This window comes from Serratia sp. Sp408 (assembly GCF_057180665.1).
The window spans coordinates 107,110-125,691 of record NZ_JBXUFT010000006.1; the positions used below are offsets into that span (position 1 = coordinate 107,110).

Annotated in this window: 19 protein-coding genes; 16 read left to right on the forward strand and 3 right to left on the reverse strand. The window is 57.4% G+C overall.

The window, feature by feature from the left end; all coding sequences use genetic code 11:
- The 15 genes from fdx to AC2AXP_RS17500 all read left to right on the forward strand — a co-directional run bounded on the left by fdx (position 1) and on the right by AC2AXP_RS17500 (position 14,380).
- Positions 1 to 336: an ISC system 2Fe-2S type ferredoxin gene (gene fdx, locus AC2AXP_RS17430; RefSeq protein WP_004959643.1), complete on the forward strand. Its 336-nt coding sequence runs from the start codon at positions 1 to 3 to the stop codon at positions 334 to 336.
- An 81-nt stretch (positions 337 to 417) separates the two neighbouring features.
- Complete coding sequence (iscX, locus tag AC2AXP_RS17435) at positions 418 to 618, forward strand: Fe-S cluster assembly protein IscX (RefSeq protein WP_004959645.1); 201 nt, start codon at positions 418 to 420, stop codon at positions 616 to 618.
- 213 nt (positions 619 to 831) lie between these two features.
- Positions 832 to 2,127, forward strand: a complete 1,296-nt coding sequence (gene pepB / locus AC2AXP_RS17440) for an aminopeptidase PepB (RefSeq protein WP_004959651.1) — start codon at positions 832 to 834, stop codon at positions 2,125 to 2,127.
- Between the two features lie 64 nt (positions 2,128 to 2,191).
- A complete protein-coding gene (gene sseB, locus AC2AXP_RS17445; protein ID WP_004959656.1) occupies positions 2,192 to 3,022 on the forward strand; it encodes an enhanced serine sensitivity protein SseB in 831 nt (276 codons plus the stop codon).
- 203 nt (positions 3,023 to 3,225) lie between these two features.
- The gene (gene ndk, locus AC2AXP_RS17450) at positions 3,226 to 3,651 is read left to right on the forward strand and encodes a nucleoside-diphosphate kinase (RefSeq protein WP_004959658.1); all 426 of its coding nucleotides are present in this window, start codon (positions 3,226 to 3,228) and stop codon (positions 3,649 to 3,651) included.
- A 354-nt stretch (positions 3,652 to 4,005) separates the two neighbouring features.
- On the forward strand, positions 4,006 to 5,202 hold the full coding sequence (gene rlmN, locus AC2AXP_RS17455; RefSeq protein ID WP_004959664.1) for a dual-specificity RNA methyltransferase RlmN: 1,197 nt from the start codon (positions 4,006 to 4,008) through the stop codon (positions 5,200 to 5,202).
- Positions 5,203 to 5,298: 96 nt separating this feature from the next.
- Entirely contained in the window at positions 5,299 to 6,045 is a 747-nt protein-coding gene (pilW, locus tag AC2AXP_RS17460) for a type IV pilus biogenesis/stability protein PilW (protein ID WP_004959667.1), read from the forward strand.
- A complete protein-coding gene (gene rodZ, locus AC2AXP_RS17465) occupies positions 6,035 to 7,027 on the forward strand; it encodes a cytoskeleton protein RodZ (RefSeq protein ID WP_004959669.1) in 993 nt (330 codons plus the stop codon). The genes pilW and rodZ overlap by 11 nt, the downstream gene beginning before the upstream one ends.
- Before the next feature lie 47 nt (positions 7,028 to 7,074).
- On the forward strand, positions 7,075 to 8,196 hold the full coding sequence (ispG, locus tag AC2AXP_RS17470; RefSeq protein WP_004959672.1) for a flavodoxin-dependent (E)-4-hydroxy-3-methylbut-2-enyl-diphosphate synthase: 1,122 nt from the start codon (positions 7,075 to 7,077) through the stop codon (positions 8,194 to 8,196).
- Between the two features lie 129 nt (positions 8,197 to 8,325).
- Positions 8,326 to 9,600: a histidine--tRNA ligase gene (gene hisS, locus AC2AXP_RS17475; protein ID WP_004959677.1), complete on the forward strand. Its 1,275-nt coding sequence runs from the start codon at positions 8,326 to 8,328 to the stop codon at positions 9,598 to 9,600.
- 13 nt (positions 9,601 to 9,613) lie between these two features.
- The gene (locus AC2AXP_RS17480) at positions 9,614 to 10,234 is read left to right on the forward strand and encodes a YfgM family protein (protein WP_004959680.1); all 621 of its coding nucleotides are present in this window, start codon (positions 9,614 to 9,616) and stop codon (positions 10,232 to 10,234) included.
- A gap of 11 nt (positions 10,235 to 10,245) precedes the next feature.
- Positions 10,246 to 11,427, forward strand: coding sequence for an outer membrane protein assembly factor BamB (bamB, locus tag AC2AXP_RS17485; RefSeq protein WP_004959682.1), 1,182 nt, complete (start codon positions 10,246 to 10,248; stop codon positions 11,425 to 11,427).
- Between the two features lie 158 nt (positions 11,428 to 11,585).
- Positions 11,586 to 13,079 (forward strand): ribosome biogenesis GTPase Der, encoded by a 1,494-nt coding sequence (gene der, locus AC2AXP_RS17490; protein ID WP_004959685.1) that lies wholly within the window; start codon positions 11,586 to 11,588, stop codon positions 13,077 to 13,079.
- 106 nt (positions 13,080 to 13,185) lie between these two features.
- Complete coding sequence (locus tag AC2AXP_RS17495) at positions 13,186 to 14,142, forward strand: AEC family transporter (RefSeq protein ID WP_004959688.1); 957 nt, start codon at positions 13,186 to 13,188, stop codon at positions 14,140 to 14,142.
- 13 nt (positions 14,143 to 14,155) lie between these two features.
- Complete coding sequence (locus AC2AXP_RS17500) at positions 14,156 to 14,380, forward strand: zinc ribbon domain-containing protein (protein WP_004959690.1); 225 nt, start codon at positions 14,156 to 14,158, stop codon at positions 14,378 to 14,380.
- Between the two features lie 32 nt (positions 14,381 to 14,412).
- Here the strand turns inward: AC2AXP_RS17500 and AC2AXP_RS17505 are convergent, their stop codons facing one another.
- The 3 genes from AC2AXP_RS17505 to AC2AXP_RS17515 are packed head-to-tail and all read right to left on the reverse strand — an operon-like array spanning position 14,413 to position 16,924.
- Positions 14,413 to 14,754, reverse strand: a complete 342-nt coding sequence (locus tag AC2AXP_RS17505; RefSeq protein ID WP_484381835.1) for a protealysin inhibitor emfourin — start codon at positions 14,752 to 14,754, stop codon at positions 14,413 to 14,415.
- Entirely contained in the window at positions 14,754 to 15,782 is a 1,029-nt protein-coding gene (locus AC2AXP_RS17510; RefSeq protein ID WP_484381836.1) for a M4 family metallopeptidase, read from the reverse strand. Before AC2AXP_RS17510 ends, AC2AXP_RS17505 begins: the two co-directional genes overlap by 1 nt.
- Positions 15,783 to 15,841: 59 nt before the next feature.
- Positions 15,842 to 16,924: a LacI family DNA-binding transcriptional regulator gene (locus tag AC2AXP_RS17515; RefSeq protein ID WP_039991840.1), complete on the reverse strand. Its 1,083-nt coding sequence runs from the start codon at positions 16,922 to 16,924 to the stop codon at positions 15,842 to 15,844.
- Between the two features lie 344 nt (positions 16,925 to 17,268).
- On the opposite strand from AC2AXP_RS17515, the gene AC2AXP_RS17520 reads away from it, so the two are divergent.
- Complete coding sequence (locus tag AC2AXP_RS17520; protein WP_004959702.1) at positions 17,269 to 18,576, forward strand: MFS transporter; 1,308 nt, start codon at positions 17,269 to 17,271, stop codon at positions 18,574 to 18,576.
- The last annotated feature ends 6 nt before the right edge of the window (positions 18,577 to 18,582 follow it).

Genomic DNA, 18,582 nt, shown 5'->3' on the forward strand with positions numbered 1-18,582 from the left:
ATGCCTAAAATTGTTTTCCTGCCCCATCAAGATTTATGCCCGGAGGGGGCAGTGTTGGAAGCCCGCGAAGGGGAATCGATTCTCGACGTCGCGCTGCGCAACGGTATCGATATCGAGCACGCCTGTGAGAAATCCTGCGCCTGCACGACCTGTCACTGCATCGTGCGTGAAGGGTTCGATTCGCTGGAAGAAAGCAGCGAGCTGGAAGACGACATGCTGGACAAAGCCTGGGGACTGGAGCCGGAAAGCCGCCTGAGCTGTCAGGCGCTGGTCGCCGACGAGGATCTGGTGGTCGAGATGCCGCGTTATACCGTCAACCACGCACGCGAACATTGATATCCGTTGTCTTTCAAGCGCTAGCGTCATTGGCGGCAGCTTGAACTCCAGAGGATAGCGCTGAGTAAGAGGAAGGAAATAATGGCACTGAAGTGGACCGATAGCCGGGAAATCGGCGAAGCCCTGTATGACGCATATCCGGACACCGATCCGAAAACCGTGCGTTTTACCGACCTGCACCAGTGGATTTGCGATCTCGAAGAGTTTGACGACGATCCGCAGGCTTCCAACGAAAAAATACTGGAAGCGATCCTGCTGGTCTGGTTAGATGAAGCAGACTAGCGACTAATAGCGTAACGGGCTGCCATGGGCGGCCCGTTTATTTTGTATCCGACTAATAAGAACGCATATACCCTACATAATTCGTGTGGCAGGAAGACGGCAAGGGAAGAAATCCCGATCAACTTCCATCGGCAAGTGATCCGGGTGACTGAGCACAGCCAACACACCTGTCACGTGAAGTATGACGCGTATAAAGCATATACGGAGTAGGCGATGACAACTGAAACTATGCACATTACCCTGTCCCACGCCCCTGCTGACGCGCGCTGGGGAGAAAAGGCGCTGCTGAGCACCAACAGCGAAGGCATGACTATCCATCTGAGCGGCGCAGCCGAACTGAACGCCATCCAGCGTGCGGCGCGCAAAATTGACGGCCAGGGCGTGAAGCGCGTCAAACTGTCCGGCGACGGTTGGGGGCTGGAGCAAAGCTGGGCATTCTGGCAAGGATTTCGCGGCCCGAAAGGTCAGCGCAGCGTGGAGTGGGCGGAACTGTCGCCGGCCGATCGCAACGAACTGGATCTGCGGCTGAAAATCATCGACTGGGTACGCGACACCATCAACATGCCGGCAGAGAATCTGGGGCCGGAGCAATTGGCGACCCGTGCCGTCGACCTGCTGTGCGACGTCGGTTGCGATGCCGTCAGCTATCGCATCACCAAAGGCGAAGATCTGCGTGAGCAGAACTATCACGGCATTCACACCGTTGGCCGCGGTTCCGAGCGCCCGCCGGTACTGCTGGCGCTGGACTACAACCCGACCGGCAATCCGGACGCGCCGGTATTCGCCTGTCTGGTGGGCAAGGGCATCACCTTTGATACTGGCGGTTACAGCCTGAAGCAAAGCGCGTTTATGGATTCGATGAAATCCGATATGGGCGGCGCAGCCACCGTGACTGGCGCGCTGGCGCTGGCCGTGGCGCGTGGGCTTGATAAGCGGGTGAAACTGTATCTGTGCTGCGCCGACAATATGGTCAGCGGTAATGCCTTCAAGCTGGGCGATATCATTCATTATCGCAATGGCAAAACCGTTGAAGTGATGAATACCGATGCCGAAGGGCGTCTGGTGCTGGCCGACGGCCTGATCGACGCTTCACAACAGAATCCGACGCTGATCGTCGATTGCGCGACGCTGACCGGTGCGGCGAAAACCGCGCTGGGTAATGACTACCACGCGTTGTTCAGCTTTGACGACGCGTTGGCCCAAGAACTGCTGACCAGCGCCGAGGCTGAACACGAGCCGTTCTGGCGCCTGCCGCTGGCCGAATTCCACCGCAGCCAGTTGCCGTCTAACTTCGCCGAATTGAACAACGTGGCCGGTGCGGCGTACAGCGCCGGTGCCAGCACTGCCGCCGCTTTCCTGTCGCACTTTGTCCAGCATTATCAGCAGGGCTGGCTGCACATCGACTGTTCTGCTACCTACCGTAAAGGTGCGGTGGATCAGTGGTCGGCCGGTGCCACCGGGCTGGGTGTGCGCACCGTTGCCAACCTGTTGTTGAGTAAAGCCAAATAACGTTGGTTGAGAATCAATACGCCAAGGGTTCAGCATGCTGAGCCCTTTATCATTGGAGTAGACAATGAGTTCCCATCATCACGATGCCGTGGCCGGCGAAAACGAACTCGAACGGCTGCTGAAACTGGCGGTAAGCGAACCGGCGCATCGGCCGTCCTTTTTCCGCGAACTGCTGGATTCGACGATTTATATTCTCGGCGACAGCGAGCAGGTGCAGCAGGAAGGCGAGATTGCCCTGAATGCCGACACGCCGGTGAATATCCAGCATTGGGAAAAGCAGGACGGCAGCAGCATTGTGCCGTTCTTCTCTTCGCTTGCCACGCTGCAAAAGGCGGTAGAAGGCCAGCAGCCGTTTATCGCCATGCCGGCGCGCGTGCTGTTCGAAATTACCCAGGGCGCCGAGCTGTTCCTTAATCCGAAGGCGGAGTACGGCAAAGAGTTCTACCCGGAAGAAGTGGCGACGCTGTTGGCAACCGGTGGCGTGGTCAAGCCGGTGGAGCACTACGTCGACAAAGACAGCCAGATCCTGCTTGGACAACCGGACGATTACCCGGCGGCGATGGTGGATGCGTTAACCACGCTGTTCAGCCAGCGCAAGCCGGTGCGACGGGCATTTCTGGCGTTGATGCACGACCGCGCCGTTGATGAAAAGCCCAATCTGCTGGTGGGGCTGGAGGTCGATGGCGAACCGGCGGCGATTGAGGCGCTGATCCAGGAGGCCGGCAGCGTCGCCAGCGAAACCTTGCCGGCAGATGAACCGGTGGATTTCTGCCTGGTGTCGGAGCAGGAGCGCGGCGTAAGCCATTATCTGATAACGCACACTCAGCCGTTCTATCAACGTCGCTGGGGCAGTTGGCTGCGTAATATCATTCCTTCTACCGATAAGACGCCGTAGCGCTGGCCGATCGCCGTCGACGGTATCAGACGTACCGCGCTGGGAATGCGCGGGTTTCTTGCGCAATGGGTCATATTTTTTTAATAAAATGTTGATTTTCCCGTAGGCAAGCGTTAACAGCACACATATAATCTGCGCCACTTGAGAAAGCCGGCACGCTATATTTTAGTCCGGCTTATATTGGAAGTTAGACAGAGGCCATCATGACCGTAGAACGTACCTTTTCCATCGTTAAACCAAACTCCGTAGCAAACAACGACATCGGCGCTATCTACGCGCGTTTCGAGCGTGCGGGCTTCAAGATCATCGCTGCAAAAATGCTGAAACTGACTCGCGAGCAAGCTGAAGGCTTCTACGCCGAGCACAAAGGCCGTCCATTCTTTGACGGTCTGGTTGAGTTTATGACTTCTGGTCCAATCATGGTTCAGGTTCTGGAAGCGGAAAACGCCATCCAGCGCAACCGTGACATCATGGGCGCAACCAACCCGGACAACGCGCTGGCCGGTACTCTGCGTGCCGACTATGCTGACAGCTTTACCGCCAACGCGGTGCACGGTTCTGATTCTGCGGAATCTGCTGCGCGTGAAATCGCTTATTTCTTCAACGAAAGCGAAATCTGCGCACGCTAATCCGGGTGGTCTTTCACGCTGTAGCCGCTTGGCTACCGCGTGAAATCATTGGGTATTATGCGTTCAGGTTTGCATGGCGCAGGTACGCATTCACCGGCTGAAACAATAAAAATGCCCTGAATGCCTTCCAGCCATGGAAAGCCGCTACTAAAATTTGTACAATGCCGCGCCCCTGATGAGACGACTTGTCAGGGGCGCGCTTTTACCCTGTGTCTTTCTCGCCGCCGCATCGTTGGCCGCTGCGTGAAAACCAGTGGGCATCGTGCCGTCAGCCTGAATTTTAGCGGGCTGAGTGCACAACTTACTTTCCATTCTTTAGCGCCATAACGTGTAATAACGAGGCCAGAGATCATTATGTTAGAACCCATCACGTCCGAGCACATCGTGTCTGAAAATAATTCGCTGACTACTCAATCCGTTAAAACGGAACAACCGGCTACGGCCAAAATTAACCTGCTGGATCTGAACCGCCAGCAGCTGCGCGAGTTTTTTGCCGAACTGGGTGAAAAACCGTTCCGCGCCGATCAGGTGATGAAGTGGATGTATCACTATTGCTGCGACGATTTTGAGCAGATGACCGATATCAACAAGGTCCTGCGCAACAAGCTGCAGAGCATTGCCGAAATTCGTGCGCCGGAAGTGGCCGAAGAGCAGCGTTCAGCCGATGGCACCATCAAGTGGGCGATCAAGGTGGGCGATCAGCAGGTCGAAACCGTGTATATCCCGGAAGCCGACCGCGCGACCCTGTGCGTATCCTCTCAGGTAGGTTGCGCGCTGGAATGCAAATTCTGTTCGACGGCGCAGCAAGGCTTCAACCGCAACCTGCGGGTGTCGGAAATTATCGGTCAGGTCTGGCGTGCGGCAAAAATCATCGGCGCACAGAAGGTGACCGGCCAGCGTCCGATCACCAACGTGGTGATGATGGGCATGGGCGAGCCTCTGCTCAACCTGAACAACGTAGTACCGGCGATGGAAATCATGCTGGACGATTTTGGTTTCGGTCTGTCGAAGCGCCGCGTCACGCTGTCTACCTCCGGCGTGGTGCCGGCGCTGGACAAGCTGGGCGACATGATAGACGTCGCGTTGGCGATCTCGCTGCACGCGCCAAACGACACCATCCGCGACGAGATCGTGCCGATCAACCGCAAATACAACATCGAAACCTTCCTGTCCTCGGTGCGCCGCTATCTGGAAAAATCCAACGCCAATCAGGGGCGGGTGACGGTGGAATATGTCATGCTTGATCACATCAACGACAGCACCGACGACGCGCATCAGTTGGCGGAAGTGCTGAAGGATACGCCGTGCAAGATCAACCTGATCCCCTGGAACCCGTTCCCGGGCGCACCCTACGGCCGCAGCTCCAACAGCCGCGTCGATCGTTTTTCCAAAGTGTTGATGGAATACGGCTTTACGACTATTGTTCGTAAAACCCGTGGCGATGATATCGATGCCGCCTGCGGGCAGTTGGCGGGAGAAGTGATCGACCGTACCAAGCGTACCCTGAAAAAGAAAATGGCCGGGGAACCTATCAACGTGCGGGCGGTCTGAATCCCATAGGGTGATTTCTGTTAACTAACAGCCTGTTATGTGAGCATTACCTCCTCAGGCCGTCGGCTAACGCCGGATAAGGACATACCGTTGAGCATGAAGCTGACCGCATGGGGATTATTGCTGGCTGCTGGGCTGTTGGCCGGCTGTTCAGGGGCGGCGCCGGAAAACGGCGCGGCAACGGTAGCGGGGCAGACGCGTTTGCAACTGGGTCTTGCCTATTTGCAGCAGGGCGATTTGGACGCCGCGCAGCAGAATCTGCAAAAAGCGGCAAACGCGGCACCGCAGGATTACCGGACGCAGTTGGCCATGGCGTTGTATGAACAACGTGTGGGCGATAACAGCGCTGCCGAGCAGCGCTACCAGCGGGCACTGCAGCTGGCGCCCGGCAACGGTAGCGTGTTGAATAATTACGGTGCGTTTCTTTGCAGTTTAGGGCAGTATGTACCTGCACAACAGCGGTTTAGCGCGGCTGCATCGGCCCCTGACTACGGCCAGGTTGCCGACAGTCTGGAAAACGCCGGTTACTGCTTCCTGAGGGCGGGTCAGAACGATAAAGCGCGCAGGTTGTTAACGCGCGCGCTGAAGGCCGATCCAGATAAGGGCACGCCGCTGTTGGTTGAGGCAGAAAAGCAATTTGGAGCAGGGAAACGTGCGCAGTCGCAGCTTTTGTTAGATGTTTATCAGCACGTTCTGCCGGCCAGTGCCGACAGTTTATGGTTACAGATTCGTTTCGCCGCGTTAGCCGGCCGTCAGGATAGCGTTCAACGCTATGGCAGGCAGCTAGCGCGAAGTTTTCCACAATCCAAACAGCACCAGCAGTTCTTAGCTAATGAATACTGAAGCCTCCCAAGATAAAACCGTATCCATGACGACAGGCCAGCGCCTGCGTCAAGCCCGCGAACAACTCGGGCTGAGCCAGCAGGCGGTGGCAGAACGCCTGTGTCTCAAAATGTCGACCGTGCGCGATATCGAAGAAGACAACCTTGCGGCCGATCTGGCTTCGACCTTCGCCCGTGGTTATATTCGCTCCTACGCCAAGCTGGTGCATTTGCCAGAGGATGAGCTGCTGCCGATACTGGCCAAGCAGGCGCCAATCAAGGCGGCCAAAGTGGCGCCGATGCAAAGCTTCTCGCTGGGCAAGCGCCGTAAAAAGCGCGATGGTTGGCTGATGAGCTTTACCTGGCTGATCCTGTTTGTGGTGATTGGCTTGACCGGCGCCTGGTGGTGGCAAAACCACAAGGCGCAGCAGGACGAAATCGCCACCATGGCCGATCAGTCCTCTGCCCAGCTGTCTCAAAACAATGAAGGTCAATCGGTACCGTTGATCGACAACAACGCCGAGAGCGGCAGCGTGCCGGTGGACGGCAACTCCGCTCCACTGGCGATCGATCCCGCGCCGGCGGTGCCAGCGACGCCAACGGCGCCAGCGGCAACCGGCACCGATAACACGCAGCAACCGGCGGTGGTTTCACCAAGCCAGGCGAGTATTCCTGACGCGGCGCCGGCAGCCAACGCACCGGCGGCAGATGCGCCGTTGCCAACCGCCGATGCCGGCGTGGCAGCGCCAGCAGCCGATCCTAACGCGCTGGTCATGGACTTTTCTGCCGATTGCTGGCTGCAGGTGACCGACGCCAGCGGCAAAACGCTGTTCAGCGGCACGCAAAAAAGCGGTGGCAAGCTGAACCTGACCGGCACAGCGCCTTACAAACTGACCATTGGCGCGCCGGCTGCAGTACAGATTCAATATCAAGGTAAACCGGTCGATCTAAGCCGGTTTGTTAAGTCAAACCGTGTTGCTCGTCTGACCGTTGCCGCGCAGTAATTGCGCGGCTGGTGTCTTTGCGCATGAGCAGCAATGGAGAGTAAGTGATGCATAACCAAGCACCCATAACCCGTCGCAAATCTACACGCATTTACGTCGGCAAGGTGCCAATTGGCGATGGCGCACCGATTGCCGTGCAATCGATGACCAACACCCGTACCACCGACGTAGAAGCCACGGTTAATCAGATCAGGGCGCTGGAACGCGTCGGCGTCGATATCGTGCGAGTTTCCGTCCCTACCATGGATGCCGCCGAGGCGTTCAAGCTGATCAAGCAGCAGGTCAATGTACCGCTGGTTGCCGACATCCATTTTGATTACCGCATTGCCTTGCAGGTCGCCGAATACGGCGTTGACTGCCTGCGCATCAACCCCGGCAATATCGGCAACGAATCGCGTATCCGCTCGGTAGTGGATTGCGCGCGTGATAAAAACATCCCGATCCGCATTGGCGTCAACGGCGGCTCGCTGGAAAAAGACCTGCAGGAAAAATACGGTGAGCCGACGCCGGAAGCGTTACTCGAATCGGCAATGCGCCACGTGGACATCCTCGACCGCTTGAACTTTGACCAGTTCAAGGTCAGCGTCAAGGCGTCCGACGTGTTCCTGGCAGTACAATCCTACCGTTTGCTGGCATCGCGTATCGACCAGCCGCTGCACCTCGGCATTACCGAAGCCGGCGGCGCACGCAGTGGATCGGTCAAGTCGGCGATCGGCCTCGGTCTGCTGCTGTCGGAAGGCATCGGCGATACGCTGCGTATTTCGTTGGCGGCGGATCCGGTCGAAGAAGTGAAAGTTGGCTTCGATATTCTGAAGTCGCTGCGCATTCGCGCTCGCGGTATCAACTTCATTGCCTGTCCGACCTGTTCCCGCCAGGAATTTGACGTGATCGGTACGGTGAACGCACTGGAACAACGTCTCGAAGACATCATCACCCCGATGGATGTGTCCATTATCGGTTGTGTGGTGAATGGTCCGGGCGAAGCGCTGGTTTCGACCATGGGCGTTACCGGTGGCCATAAGAAAAGCGGCTTCTATGAAGACGGTGTGCGCCAGAAAGAACGCTTTGATAACGAGCAGATGATCGATCAGCTGGAAGCGAAGATTCGCGCCAAGGCGGCGATGATGGATCAAGGCAATCGCATCAGCGTCAATCTGCTGGAAAAATAAGCATTATAGGTAGGGCGGGCCTGTTTGGCCCGCTCACTCATGAACCCGGGGGCGCTTCCACGTTGAACAGCGTAGGGTAAAGTCCCTATAATCGGGTTCATTTTTATATAAAACGGACAGAGAACTCACGTGGCAAAGAACATTCAAGCCATTCGCGGCATGAACGACTACCTGCCGGAAGATACGGCATTATGGCAGCGTATTGAAGGCACCCTGAAACAGGTGCTGGGCAGCTACGGTTACAGCGAAATCCGGTTGCCGATTGTAGAGCAGACCCCGTTATTCAAACGCGCGATCGGTGAGGTTACCGACGTCGTGGAAAAAGAGATGTATACCTTCGATGACCGCAACGGTGAAAGCCTGACGTTGCGCCCGGAAGGCACCGCGGGCTGCGTGCGCGCCGGCATCGAACACGGTCTGCTGTACAATCAGGAACAGCGTCTGTGGTACATCGGCCCGATGTTCCGTTACGAGCGTCCGCAAAAGGGCCGCTATCGCCAGTTCCATCAGCTGGGTGCCGAGGTATTCGGCCTGCAGGGCCCGGACGTTGACGCCGAGCTGATCCTGCTGACCGCCCGTTGGTGGAAAGCGCTGGGTATCGCCGAACACGTCAAGCTTGAACTGAACTCCATCGGTTCGCTGGAGGCGCGCGCCAACTACCGTGACGCGCTGGTGGCGTTCCTCGAACAGCACGTCGAACTGCTGGACGACGATTGCAAGCGCCGCATGTACAGCAACCCGCTACGGGTGCTGGATTCGAAGAATCCGCAGGTACAGGCGTTACTGAACGACGCGCCGCGGCTGTCCGAATACCTGGATGCCGATTCCAAAGCCCACTTCGACGGCCTGTGTGAACTTTTAACGCTGGCGGGTATCCCATATACCATCAATGAGCGACTGGTGCGCGGTCTGGATTATTACAACCGTACGGTGTTTGAGTGGGTTACTTCCAGTCTGGGTGCGCAGGGCACCGTCTGTGCAGGCGGTCGTTACGACGGCCTGGTAGAACAGCTGGGCGGCCGTGCCACGCCGGCGGTGGGCTTCGCGATGGGGCTGGAACGTCTGGTACTGCTGGTGCAGGCGGTTAACCCGGACTTCAAGGCGCCGGCGACCATTGATATTTACGTGATTTCTTCTGGTGCCGGCACGCAGAGCGCGGCAATGCGTCTGGCTGAAGCGGTGCGTGACGCCGCGCCACAGCTGAAATTAATGACTAACTACGGCGGCGGCAACTTTAAAAAGCAGATCACCCGGGCGGACAAGTGGGGCGCGCGCGTCGCCTTGATCCTGGGCGAAAACGAAGTCGCGGCACAGCAGGTGGTGGTGAAGGACCTGCGCAGTGGTGAACAAGAAACGCTGGCGCAAAGCGAACTCGCGGCGCGTCTGGCTTTGATGTTAGGTTAAGGAGAAGGACACCGTGGAAGTCTATACCACTGAAAACGAACAGGTCGACGCCGTACGTCGCTTCTTTGCCGAAAACGGCAAGGCGCTGGCGGTGGGCGTGGTGCTCGGTATTGGTGCCCTGGTTGGCTGGCGTGTCTGGCAAAGCAACCAAAACTCCAACATGATGGCTGCGTCGCAAAGTTACCAGCAGACAAGCGAAGCGCTTGCCGCCGGTAAGGCCGATGACGTCGCCGCTGCGGAGAAGTTTATCCAGGCCAATGGCAATAACTACGGCGTGATGGCCGCGTTGGAGCTGGCGAAGCATTACGTTGAGCAAAACGACGTAGCGAAAGCGGAGCAACAGCTGATAGTGGCGCAGGGGCAGGCAAAAGATGACAATCTGCTGTCGGTGATCAATCTGCGTCTGGCACGCGTTCAGCTGCAGGAAAAAAAGCTGGATGAAGCGCTGAAAACGCTGGACGGCGTGAAAGGCGAAGGCTGGGCGGCGTTACAGGCGGATCTGCGCGGTGACGTTCTGCTGGCGAAAGGCGATGCCAAAGGCGCACGCGAAGCCTACAGCAAAGGTATTGAATCCAACGCTTCTCAGACGCTACAGCTGCTGCTGCGTATGAAGCTGAATAACTTGTCCAGCTAAGGGGATTTCCCATGCAATTGCGTAAAACACTCTTGGTCGGGCTGGTTTCTGTCGCCTTGCTGAGTGGCTGTTCGCTGTTTAGCAGCGAAGAAGACGTGGTCACCATGTCACCGCTGCCAAAAGTTGAAAATCAGTTCACGCCAAACAGCGCGTGGAGCACCTCTGTCGGCGACGGCATTGGCGACTATTACTCGCACCTGCGTCCGGCCTACCAGGACAACACGGTGTATGCTGCCGATCGTCACGGCATCGTGAAAGCGATGGACGCCGACAGTGGTAACGAAAAATGGAAGGTCGATCTGTCCGAAAAGACCGGCTTCCTGTCACGTAACCGTTCGGCGCTGCTGTCTGGCGGCCTGACCGTGACCGGCGATAAAGTGTACGTAGGCAGTGAAAAAGCGCAGGTTTACGCGCTGAATACCGCCGACGGCACCATTGCCTGGCAGGCCAAAGTGGCTGGTGAAGCCATTTCCCGTCCGGTGGTCAGCGACGGCATGGTGCTGGTGCATACCAGCAACGGCCAGTTGCAGGCATTGAATGAAGCCGACGGCGCGGTAAAATGGACCGTGAACCTGGATATGCCGGCGCTGTCGCTGCGCGGTGAGTCTGCGCCTGCGACCGCATTTGGCGCTGCCATTGTCGGCGGCGACAACGGCCGCGTCAGCGCGGTGCTGATGCAGCAAGGCCAGCTGATTTGGCAGCAGCGTATTTCCCAGCCGAGTGGCGCGACGGAAATCGATCGTCTGAACGACGTCGACACCACGCCGGTGATTGTTGACGGCGTTATTTACGCATTGGGTTACAATGGCAACCTGACGGCGCTGGATCTGCGTTCCGGCCAGATCATGTGGAAGCGTGAACTGGGCTCGGTAAATGATTTCATCGTCGATGCGGGTCGCATTTATCTGGTTGATCAAAACGATCGCGTAGTGGCATTGAGCACCGAAGGCGGCGTTACCGTCTGGACGCAAAGCGAACTGCTGCACCGCAATCTGACGCCACCGGTGATGTATAATGGCTATCTGGTGGTCGGCGATTCCGAAGGCTATCTGCATTGGGTGAACACCACCGATGGTCGCTTCGTTGCCCAGCAGGAAGTGGACAGCTCCGGTTTCCTGTCAGCACCGCTAGTGGCCGGCGATAAACTGCTGATTCAGGCGAAGGGCGGCAAGGTTTACGCTTTCACCCGCTAACGCCGCTCGTCGCGACCCTTCTTGTACCCGAAAGCTTTCGGGTTGGGGAAAACGGCTCCTGACTGTTCAGGGGCCGTTTCGTATTTTTATAAACTGCGTTGTCGGTGTCTATCCGCTGCGTGGTAACGCATTGATAATTAAGTAATGAGGCTTCAACAATGATACCTGTCGTCGCGCTGGTCGGGCGCCCGAATGTGGGTAAATCCACCTTGTTTAACCGTTTAACACATACGCGCGATGCGCTGGTGGCGGATTTCCCCGGGCTAACGCGAGACCGCAAGTATGGTCGTGCTGAAGTTGAGGGTAACGAATTTATCATCATCGATACCGGCGGTATCGACGGTACCGAAGACGGCGTCGAAACCCGCATGGCGGGGCAGTCGCTGCTGGCGATCGAAGAAGCTGACATCGTGCTGTTTATGGTGGATGCCCGCGCCGGGCTGATGCCGGCGGATCAGGGTATCGCACAGCACCTGCGCAGCCGTCGCAAGGCCACCTTCCTGGTTGCCAACAAGACCGATGGCATGGATCCGGATCTGGCGACCGCCGATTTCTTCTCGCTGGGCCTCGGTGACGTGCACCCGATTGCCGCTTCCCATGGCCGCGGCGTAGCCCAGTTGATCGAACACGTACTGGTGCCATTCCTGCCTGAAAAAGAACAGGAAGTCGAACTGACCGAAGAACAGGCCAATGCCGCTTACTGGGCAGAACAGCAAGGCGAACTGTCGGACGAAGCGCTGGCTGAAGAGCCAGAAGACGATTTCAATCCGCAGGATTTGCCGATCAAGCTGGCTATCGTCGGGCGTCCTAACGTCGGTAAATCGACGCTGACCAACCGTATCCTCGGTGAAGAGCGCGTGGTGGTGTACGACATGCCGGGCACCACCCGTGACAGTATTTATATTCCGATGGTACGCGATGAGCGCGAATACGTGCTGATTGACACTGCCGGGGTGCGCAAGCGCGGCAAGGTAACGGAAACCGTCGAAAAGTTCTCGGTCATCAAAACGTTGCAGGCCATTGAAGACGCCAACGTGGTGCTGCTGGTGGTTGACGCACGCGAAGGCATTTCGGATCAGGATCTCTCGCTGCTCGGCTTTATCCTCAATAGTGGGCGCTCACTGGTGATTGCAGTCAACAAATGGGACGGCATGAGCGAAGAAGACCGCGACCACGTGAAAGAGATGCTCGATCTGCGCCTGGGCTTCGTCGATTTCGCCCGCGTGCACTTTATTTCGGCACTGCACGGCAGCGGCGTCGGCAACCTGTTCGAATCGGTGCAGGAAGCCTATGAGTGCGCGACCCGTCGCGTCAATACCTCGATGCTGACCAAGATCATGAACATGGCGGCGGAAGATCACCAGCCGCCGTTGGTCCGCGGCCGTCGTGTCAAGCTGAAGTACGCCCACGCCGGCGGCTATAACCCGCCGATCGTGGTGATCCACGGCAACCAGGTGGCCGACCTGTCCGACTCTTACAAACGCTATCTGATGAACTATTTCCGTCGTTCATTGAACGTGATGGGCACGCCGATCCGCATTCAGTTCAAAGAGGGTGAGAACCCGTTTGCCGGTAAGCGCAACACCCTGACGCCAAACCAGATGCGCAAGCGTAAGCGTTTGCTGAGCCATCTGAAGAAAGGCAAAAAATAAGCGGCAGTTTGCCAGATAACAGGGCGCGGTACACACCGCGCCCTTTTTAATTGCGACAAAATCGTTTTATTATCCGTGTATTATCGCGTCAGTTTGAAGGAACACCATGTCCTGGGAAACCTGGAGTTTTGCGTTTAACGTCACCGTACCCAATTTATTGATGATGCTGCTGGGTGTTTTACTACGCCACTGGCGCTTGATGGACGATCGCCTGATCGACGGCGCCAGCAGGCTGGTATTCAACCTGGCGCTGCCATGCCTGCTGTTTTTCAGCATTGCGACCAACCATCCGCAAATCCTGGCCAACCTGTCATTGGTGCTGTACGGCGCGATCGGCACCGTCGCCACCTTCCTGCTGTTGGAAATTGCCGCGATCTGGCTGGTGAAGGAGCCACGCGAACGCGGGGTATTCGTGCAGGGCGGTTTTCGCGCCAATACTGCGATTGTCGGACTGGCCTACGCGATGACCGCCTACGGCGACCAAGGCGTGGCGCTCGGCTCGCTGTATCTGACGGTGACGGTGATCCTGTTCAACGTGCTGTCGGTCGTGACCCTGACGCGCAGTTTGCAAGGCGGGCCGGACAAGAAAATCAGCCATTTCGCCCTGCTGCGCGGCATTGTCACCAACCCGTTGATTATCGGCCTGCTGTGTGGCCTGGCCTATGCACAAACCGGGCTTGGCATTCCCCATGTGATTACCCAGACCGGCAGCTATATCTCCGGACTGTCGCTGCCGTTGGCGTTGCTGTGCACCGGTGCCAGCCTCGATCTGCGCGCCATGTTCCGCTCCTCCAACGTTGCGGCGCTGGCGTCGTCGGCCAAACTGTTTGTGGTGCCGATGCTGATGACCTTCGGTGGCTGGTTATGCGGCTTCCAGGGGGCGGCGCTGGGGATTATCTTCCTGTTTTCCGCCACCCCGACCGCGTCCGGCAGCTATGTCATGACGCGCGCCATGGGTGGCAATGCCACGCTGGCGGCGAACATTATTGCCATTACCACCGTCGGATCCTTCTTCACCACCGCGTTGGGGATCTATTTTTTACGCTCATGGGGCGTGATTTAATCGGGAGTACACCATGGACGCATATTGCCCACAATGCAGTCAGCCAATGAGCTGGATCAATGGTCACTTTCATTGCGATGCCTGCAACAGCAACTATCAGCCGTTGGCCAATTGTCCGGACTGCGGTCAACCGCTACAAACCTTGCAGGCCTGTGGCGCGGTGGATTACTTCTGCCAGCATGGCCACGGGTTGATATCCAAAAAGCGCGTGCGGTTCAGCTATATCCCGCTGGATTGACACCGTCGCCGCGTTGCCTGCGCGCTGCGCGTTTACTGATCCACCTGACCGGTCTTCCACAGATCGATTAGCGCCTGTGGCGCGCTGCTTTCCGGGATCAGTAGCACGATTTCGCTGCTGCTATTCTGGCTGTAGTAATTGATCTGCACGCGGAAATAACGTTGATCGCCGCAGCCGGGCGAATCTGGCTGACCGGCTTCCTGGGCATAGGGCAACGTCTGCTTGAGCAGTTGATCCAGACGCTGGCGCTGCGCCGGCGGAATATCTGCCAGCGCGATGCGCCGCGGCCCCGCCAGCTTTGGAATGAAGGCGAAACCGCCTTCGCGCGCCAGCTCAATGACGCTGTCCTGATCGAGGATCGGCAGCGGTCGCATCACGCCACCCCGACCTGTTGCCAGGCCTGTTGTACCTTATCCGCAACCTGCTGACTGAAGCGTTGCCGGGCGTGTTTGACGGTGAGTGCGGCAAAGGTGGCGAAGTCGGCATTTTGCGGCAGCGTCTTATCACACATTGTGTGGTACCAGATAACGCCGGCCTGTTCCCAGGAATGGCCACCCAGCGCGGTTGCCGCCAGATAGAACGCGCGGTTGGGAATGCCTGAATTGAGATGAACGCCGCCGTTATCCTCTTTGGTTTCAATATAGTCGCGCATGCTGGCTGGCTGCGGATCCTTGCCGAGTAACGGATCGTCATAGGCGCTGCCGGGCGCCGACATCGATCGCAGACCCTTGCCATTGATGCCCTTGGCCAGCAGCCCTTCGCCGATCAGCCAGTCGGCCCGATCGGCGGTCTGTTGCAGCCGGAACTGCTTGACCATGGCACCGAACACGTCGGACAGGGATTCATTCAGCGCTCCCGCCTGTTGGAAATAGATTAACCCGGCTTCGCTTTCGGTGACGCCGTGCGCCAACTCATGGGCAACCACGTCAATGGCGATGGTGAAACGGTTAAAGATCTCGCCATCGCCGTCGCCAAATACCATCTGTTGGCCATTCCAGAAGGCGTTCTGATATTCATTACCGTAATGTACGCTGCCGGTCAGCACCATACCCTGGTTATCCAGCGAGTTGCGCTTGAAGGCCTGCCAGAAGAAATCATAGGTTACCCCCAGATAGTCGTAGGCTTCATCCACCGCCACGTCGTGATTGGATGGCTGCCCCTCTTTGCGCACCGCCTTGCCGGGCAACTGGTTACCATGCTGGGCATCATAAATGTCGCGAATCACTTCACCGCCGGTGGCGGTTTTGGCGCTGGGCGCGCGCAGCGGCATATTGCCGAGCAGGCTCTGCACGTGATGCAGGGTATGCAGCGCACAGTCACGCTGCGGGGGGCTGCCGTGCTCTACGATGCGTTTCAGGATATACGGTGGGATAACCGTGCGGGCAGATCGGGTAAACGGCATAGTGGCTCTCCTTGGGCAAAACAACCCTGATGGATAGAGACTCTCGTATCAAGTGTAGCTCACTGGTCATAAAGCCGATGATTGTGGGTGCTCACTGCCGGCGTTACCCTGTGCGGGCTCAGGCGTTTGACCGACTCGCGCACCGCCAACTGGCCGTGCAGCAACAGATTGCACGGCGGCGCATCCGCACGCAGCATTCGCCGTTGCAGTAGCTGAATCGCCTCGGTGCCCAATTCGTCACGCGGCACATGCACCGAGGTTAGCGGCACGTCATGGATTTCGGCCAGGTTAAAACCGTCGGTGCTCATCACGGAAACATCTCCCGGCACGCTGAAACCCAATTTTTGCAGGGCGTTGACGGCGCCAACCGCCATGTAATCGCCGCCGGCCAGAATGGCGCTCGGTAACTGATTGCGGTCGCGGAGTCGCGAGATAAAGGTAGTGAGCGCCTGCTCCGCTTCTTCGCTGCCAAAGCCGGAGGTGGCGATCAGATGACGGCGTTCGTCGAACGGCTGGTGATGTCGTGCATAGGCCTGGCGGATGCCGGCCAGCCGCAGCTCCATGGTATGGCGACGCAGGCACTGCATATTGAGGATCTGGCTGTGGCCCTGCTGGAACAGATAATTGGCAGAAAATTCGCCGATCAGCTGATGATCGGGGGAAACGCTGTCGAGCCGCATGGTACGGTCGGTGCAGTTGATCAACACGCAGGGCTTGTGCAGATCGGCGGCCAGCGAATGGATATGCTCATCATCGATGCCAATCAGCAGCGCCGCCTGGGTATGGCCATCGCTCATTTTTTCCAGAAACAGTGCGCCGTCACTGTGGTTTTCTTCCAGCCCGCAGTAGCGAATGCGCACCTCATGCTCCGTTAGTGCCGCGATGATTCCCTGAATGACCTTGTAGTAAAAGATGTCGGTGCGTACGTCGAACGCGCGCTGCGGCGCAAACACCATCACGTTGTTGAGCATCAGCCGCCCACTGGAAATGCCTTGCAGGATGCCATTGCGTTGCGCGCAGGCCAAAACCTGCTCGCGCGCTGCCGCACTGGTGTTGGCTTTCCCTGCCAGTACGCGTGAAACCGTACTGATTGAAAGTCCGGTTTGGCGGGCAATTTCCTGCACTTTCAATTTTCCGTTCATTTTGTGATCTCGTTCAAATCTCGTGATGAAAAAATTTTCACAACGTTGGATTGCCGCTGTGAGTGGGTTAATTAAGTACCGCGGCATGTTTTTCCCACTGTATGGGAATTTTTGCAAAAAACCACGTTTCTCTCTGCCAGGTCGCTCGCTAGTCTGTTTTGGTACACCAATTTAACTGAGTTATCAGTCCAATTGGCAGGAAAAATTCACCCTAACACAGGCTTTATTCCCAGGATTGTTGTAGCAGCGCGGCGGGCGTCATTAGCGGCTGTTAATCCCTCCGAAAAACAAATGTACCCACTATAAGGCGCTTGTTTTCACGGCAATCGCCACGGAGCAGAGAGATGAGTGTTGAAATTAACCAAAACGTCGCGCACGGCGCACGACGCAAATTCAAGGCATTGCGCTGGTGGATGCTGGCGCTGTTCCTGCTGGGCGTTACGGTAAACTACATTACCCGCAATTCGCTTGGCATTTTGGCACCAGAGCTGAAAACCAGTCTGAACATGACCACCGAGCAGTATTCCTGGGTGGTGGCGTCGTTCCAATTGGCCTATACGGTGTTCCAGCCGATCTGCGGCTGGCTGATTGACGTGATTGGGCTGAAGATGGGCTTTCTGATTTGCGCCAGCGTCTGGGCGGTGGTGTGCATGCTGCATGCTGGCGCCGGCAGTTGGTTGCAACTGGCGATCCTGCGCTTCTTTATGGGCAGCGCCGAAGCCGCCGCTACGCCAGCCAACGCCAAGGCGATTTCCGAATGGTTTCCGAAAAAGGAGCGTCCGATTGCCGCCGGTTGGGCCGGAGTCGGCTTTTCCATTGGCGCCATGCTGGCACCGCCGATCATCGTTATTGCTCACGTTTCCTTTGGCTGGCAGGGGGCATTCCTGTTTTCCGGCATTCTGGCGATGGCCTGGGTGGTGCTGTGGTGGCTGTTCTATCATGAGCCGCAGCAGCACCCGAACCTGAGCCAGCAGGAACTGGCGCTGATCCGCGAAGACAATGAGCCGGAGCTGCCCAAGCTGCCATTCTTTAAATCCCTCGCCATTCTGTGCAAGAACAAGAAATTTTACGGCATTGCCATTCCGGCGTTTCTGGCCGAACCGGCCTGGGCGGTATTCAGCTTCTGGGTTCCGCTGTATCTGGCGACCGAACGCGGCATGGATCTCAAGCAGATCGCGATGTTCGCCTGGCTGCCGTTCCTGGCGGCAGACATCGGCAGCGTGGCCAGCGGTTACCTCACCACCCTGTACCGCAAATGGTTTGGCTGTACGCGCGTTAACTCGGTAGTGGCCAGTTCGGTTACCGGGGCCTTCATGATGTTGTCGCTGGCCTTTGTGGCGATCACCAAAGATCCCTATCTGGCGATCCTGCTGATTTCGATCGGCGGTTTCGGTCATCAGGTGATCTCCTGCATGTTGAGTGCGCTGGTGGTGGAGTCGTTCGACAAAAACCAGATGGCGACGGTCAACGGCATGCGCGGTTCCAGCGCCTGGATCGCCAGCTTCCTGTTCACGCTGTTGATTGGCGCGGTGTCCGACACCGTCGGCTTCAGTCCGCTGTTCGTGGCGATGGGCTTCTTTGATCTGATCGGCGCGGTGTTCCTGGTGGCGTTGATCGCCGAACGCGGCAAGAAAAAACCTCTTAATCAGTAATTACGG

Bases quoted from the DNA above. Each gene is read 5' to 3' on its own strand.
- fdx (WP_004959643.1), top strand. From the start codon at position 1: ATGCCTAAAATTGTTTTCCTGCCCCATCAAGATTTATGCCCGGAGGGG.
- iscX (WP_004959645.1), top strand. From the start codon at position 418: ATGGCACTGAAGTGGACCGATAGCCGGGAAATCGGCGAAGCCCTGTAT.
- pepB (WP_004959651.1), top strand. From the start codon at position 832: ATGACAACTGAAACTATGCACATTACCCTGTCCCACGCCCCTGCTGAC.
- sseB (WP_004959656.1), top strand. From the start codon at position 2,192: ATGAGTTCCCATCATCACGATGCCGTGGCCGGCGAAAACGAACTCGAA.
- ndk (WP_004959658.1), top strand. From the start codon at position 3,226: ATGACCGTAGAACGTACCTTTTCCATCGTTAAACCAAACTCCGTAGCA.
- rlmN (WP_004959664.1), top strand. From the start codon at position 4,006: ATGTTAGAACCCATCACGTCCGAGCACATCGTGTCTGAAAATAATTCG.
- pilW (WP_004959667.1), top strand. From the start codon at position 5,299: ATGAAGCTGACCGCATGGGGATTATTGCTGGCTGCTGGGCTGTTGGCC.
- rodZ (WP_004959669.1), top strand. From the start codon at position 6,035: ATGAATACTGAAGCCTCCCAAGATAAAACCGTATCCATGACGACAGGC.
- ispG (WP_004959672.1), top strand. From the start codon at position 7,075: ATGCATAACCAAGCACCCATAACCCGTCGCAAATCTACACGCATTTAC.
- bamB (WP_004959682.1), top strand. From the start codon at position 10,246: ATGCAATTGCGTAAAACACTCTTGGTCGGGCTGGTTTCTGTCGCCTTG.
- der (WP_004959685.1), top strand. From the start codon at position 11,586: ATGATACCTGTCGTCGCGCTGGTCGGGCGCCCGAATGTGGGTAAATCC.
- AC2AXP_RS17495 (WP_004959688.1), top strand. From the start codon at position 13,186: ATGTCCTGGGAAACCTGGAGTTTTGCGTTTAACGTCACCGTACCCAAT.
- AC2AXP_RS17500 (WP_004959690.1), top strand. From the start codon at position 14,156: ATGGACGCATATTGCCCACAATGCAGTCAGCCAATGAGCTGGATCAAT.
- AC2AXP_RS17505 (WP_484381835.1), bottom strand. From the start codon at position 14,754: ATGCGACCGCTGCCGATCCTCGATCAGGACAGCGTCATTGAGCTGGCG.
- AC2AXP_RS17510 (WP_484381836.1), bottom strand. From the start codon at position 15,782: ATGCCGTTTACCCGATCTGCCCGCACGGTTATCCCACCGTATATCCTG.
- AC2AXP_RS17515 (WP_039991840.1), bottom strand. From the start codon at position 16,924: ATGAACGGAAAATTGAAAGTGCAGGAAATTGCCCGCCAAACCGGACTT.
- AC2AXP_RS17520 (WP_004959702.1), top strand. From the start codon at position 17,269: ATGAGTGTTGAAATTAACCAAAACGTCGCGCACGGCGCACGACGCAAA.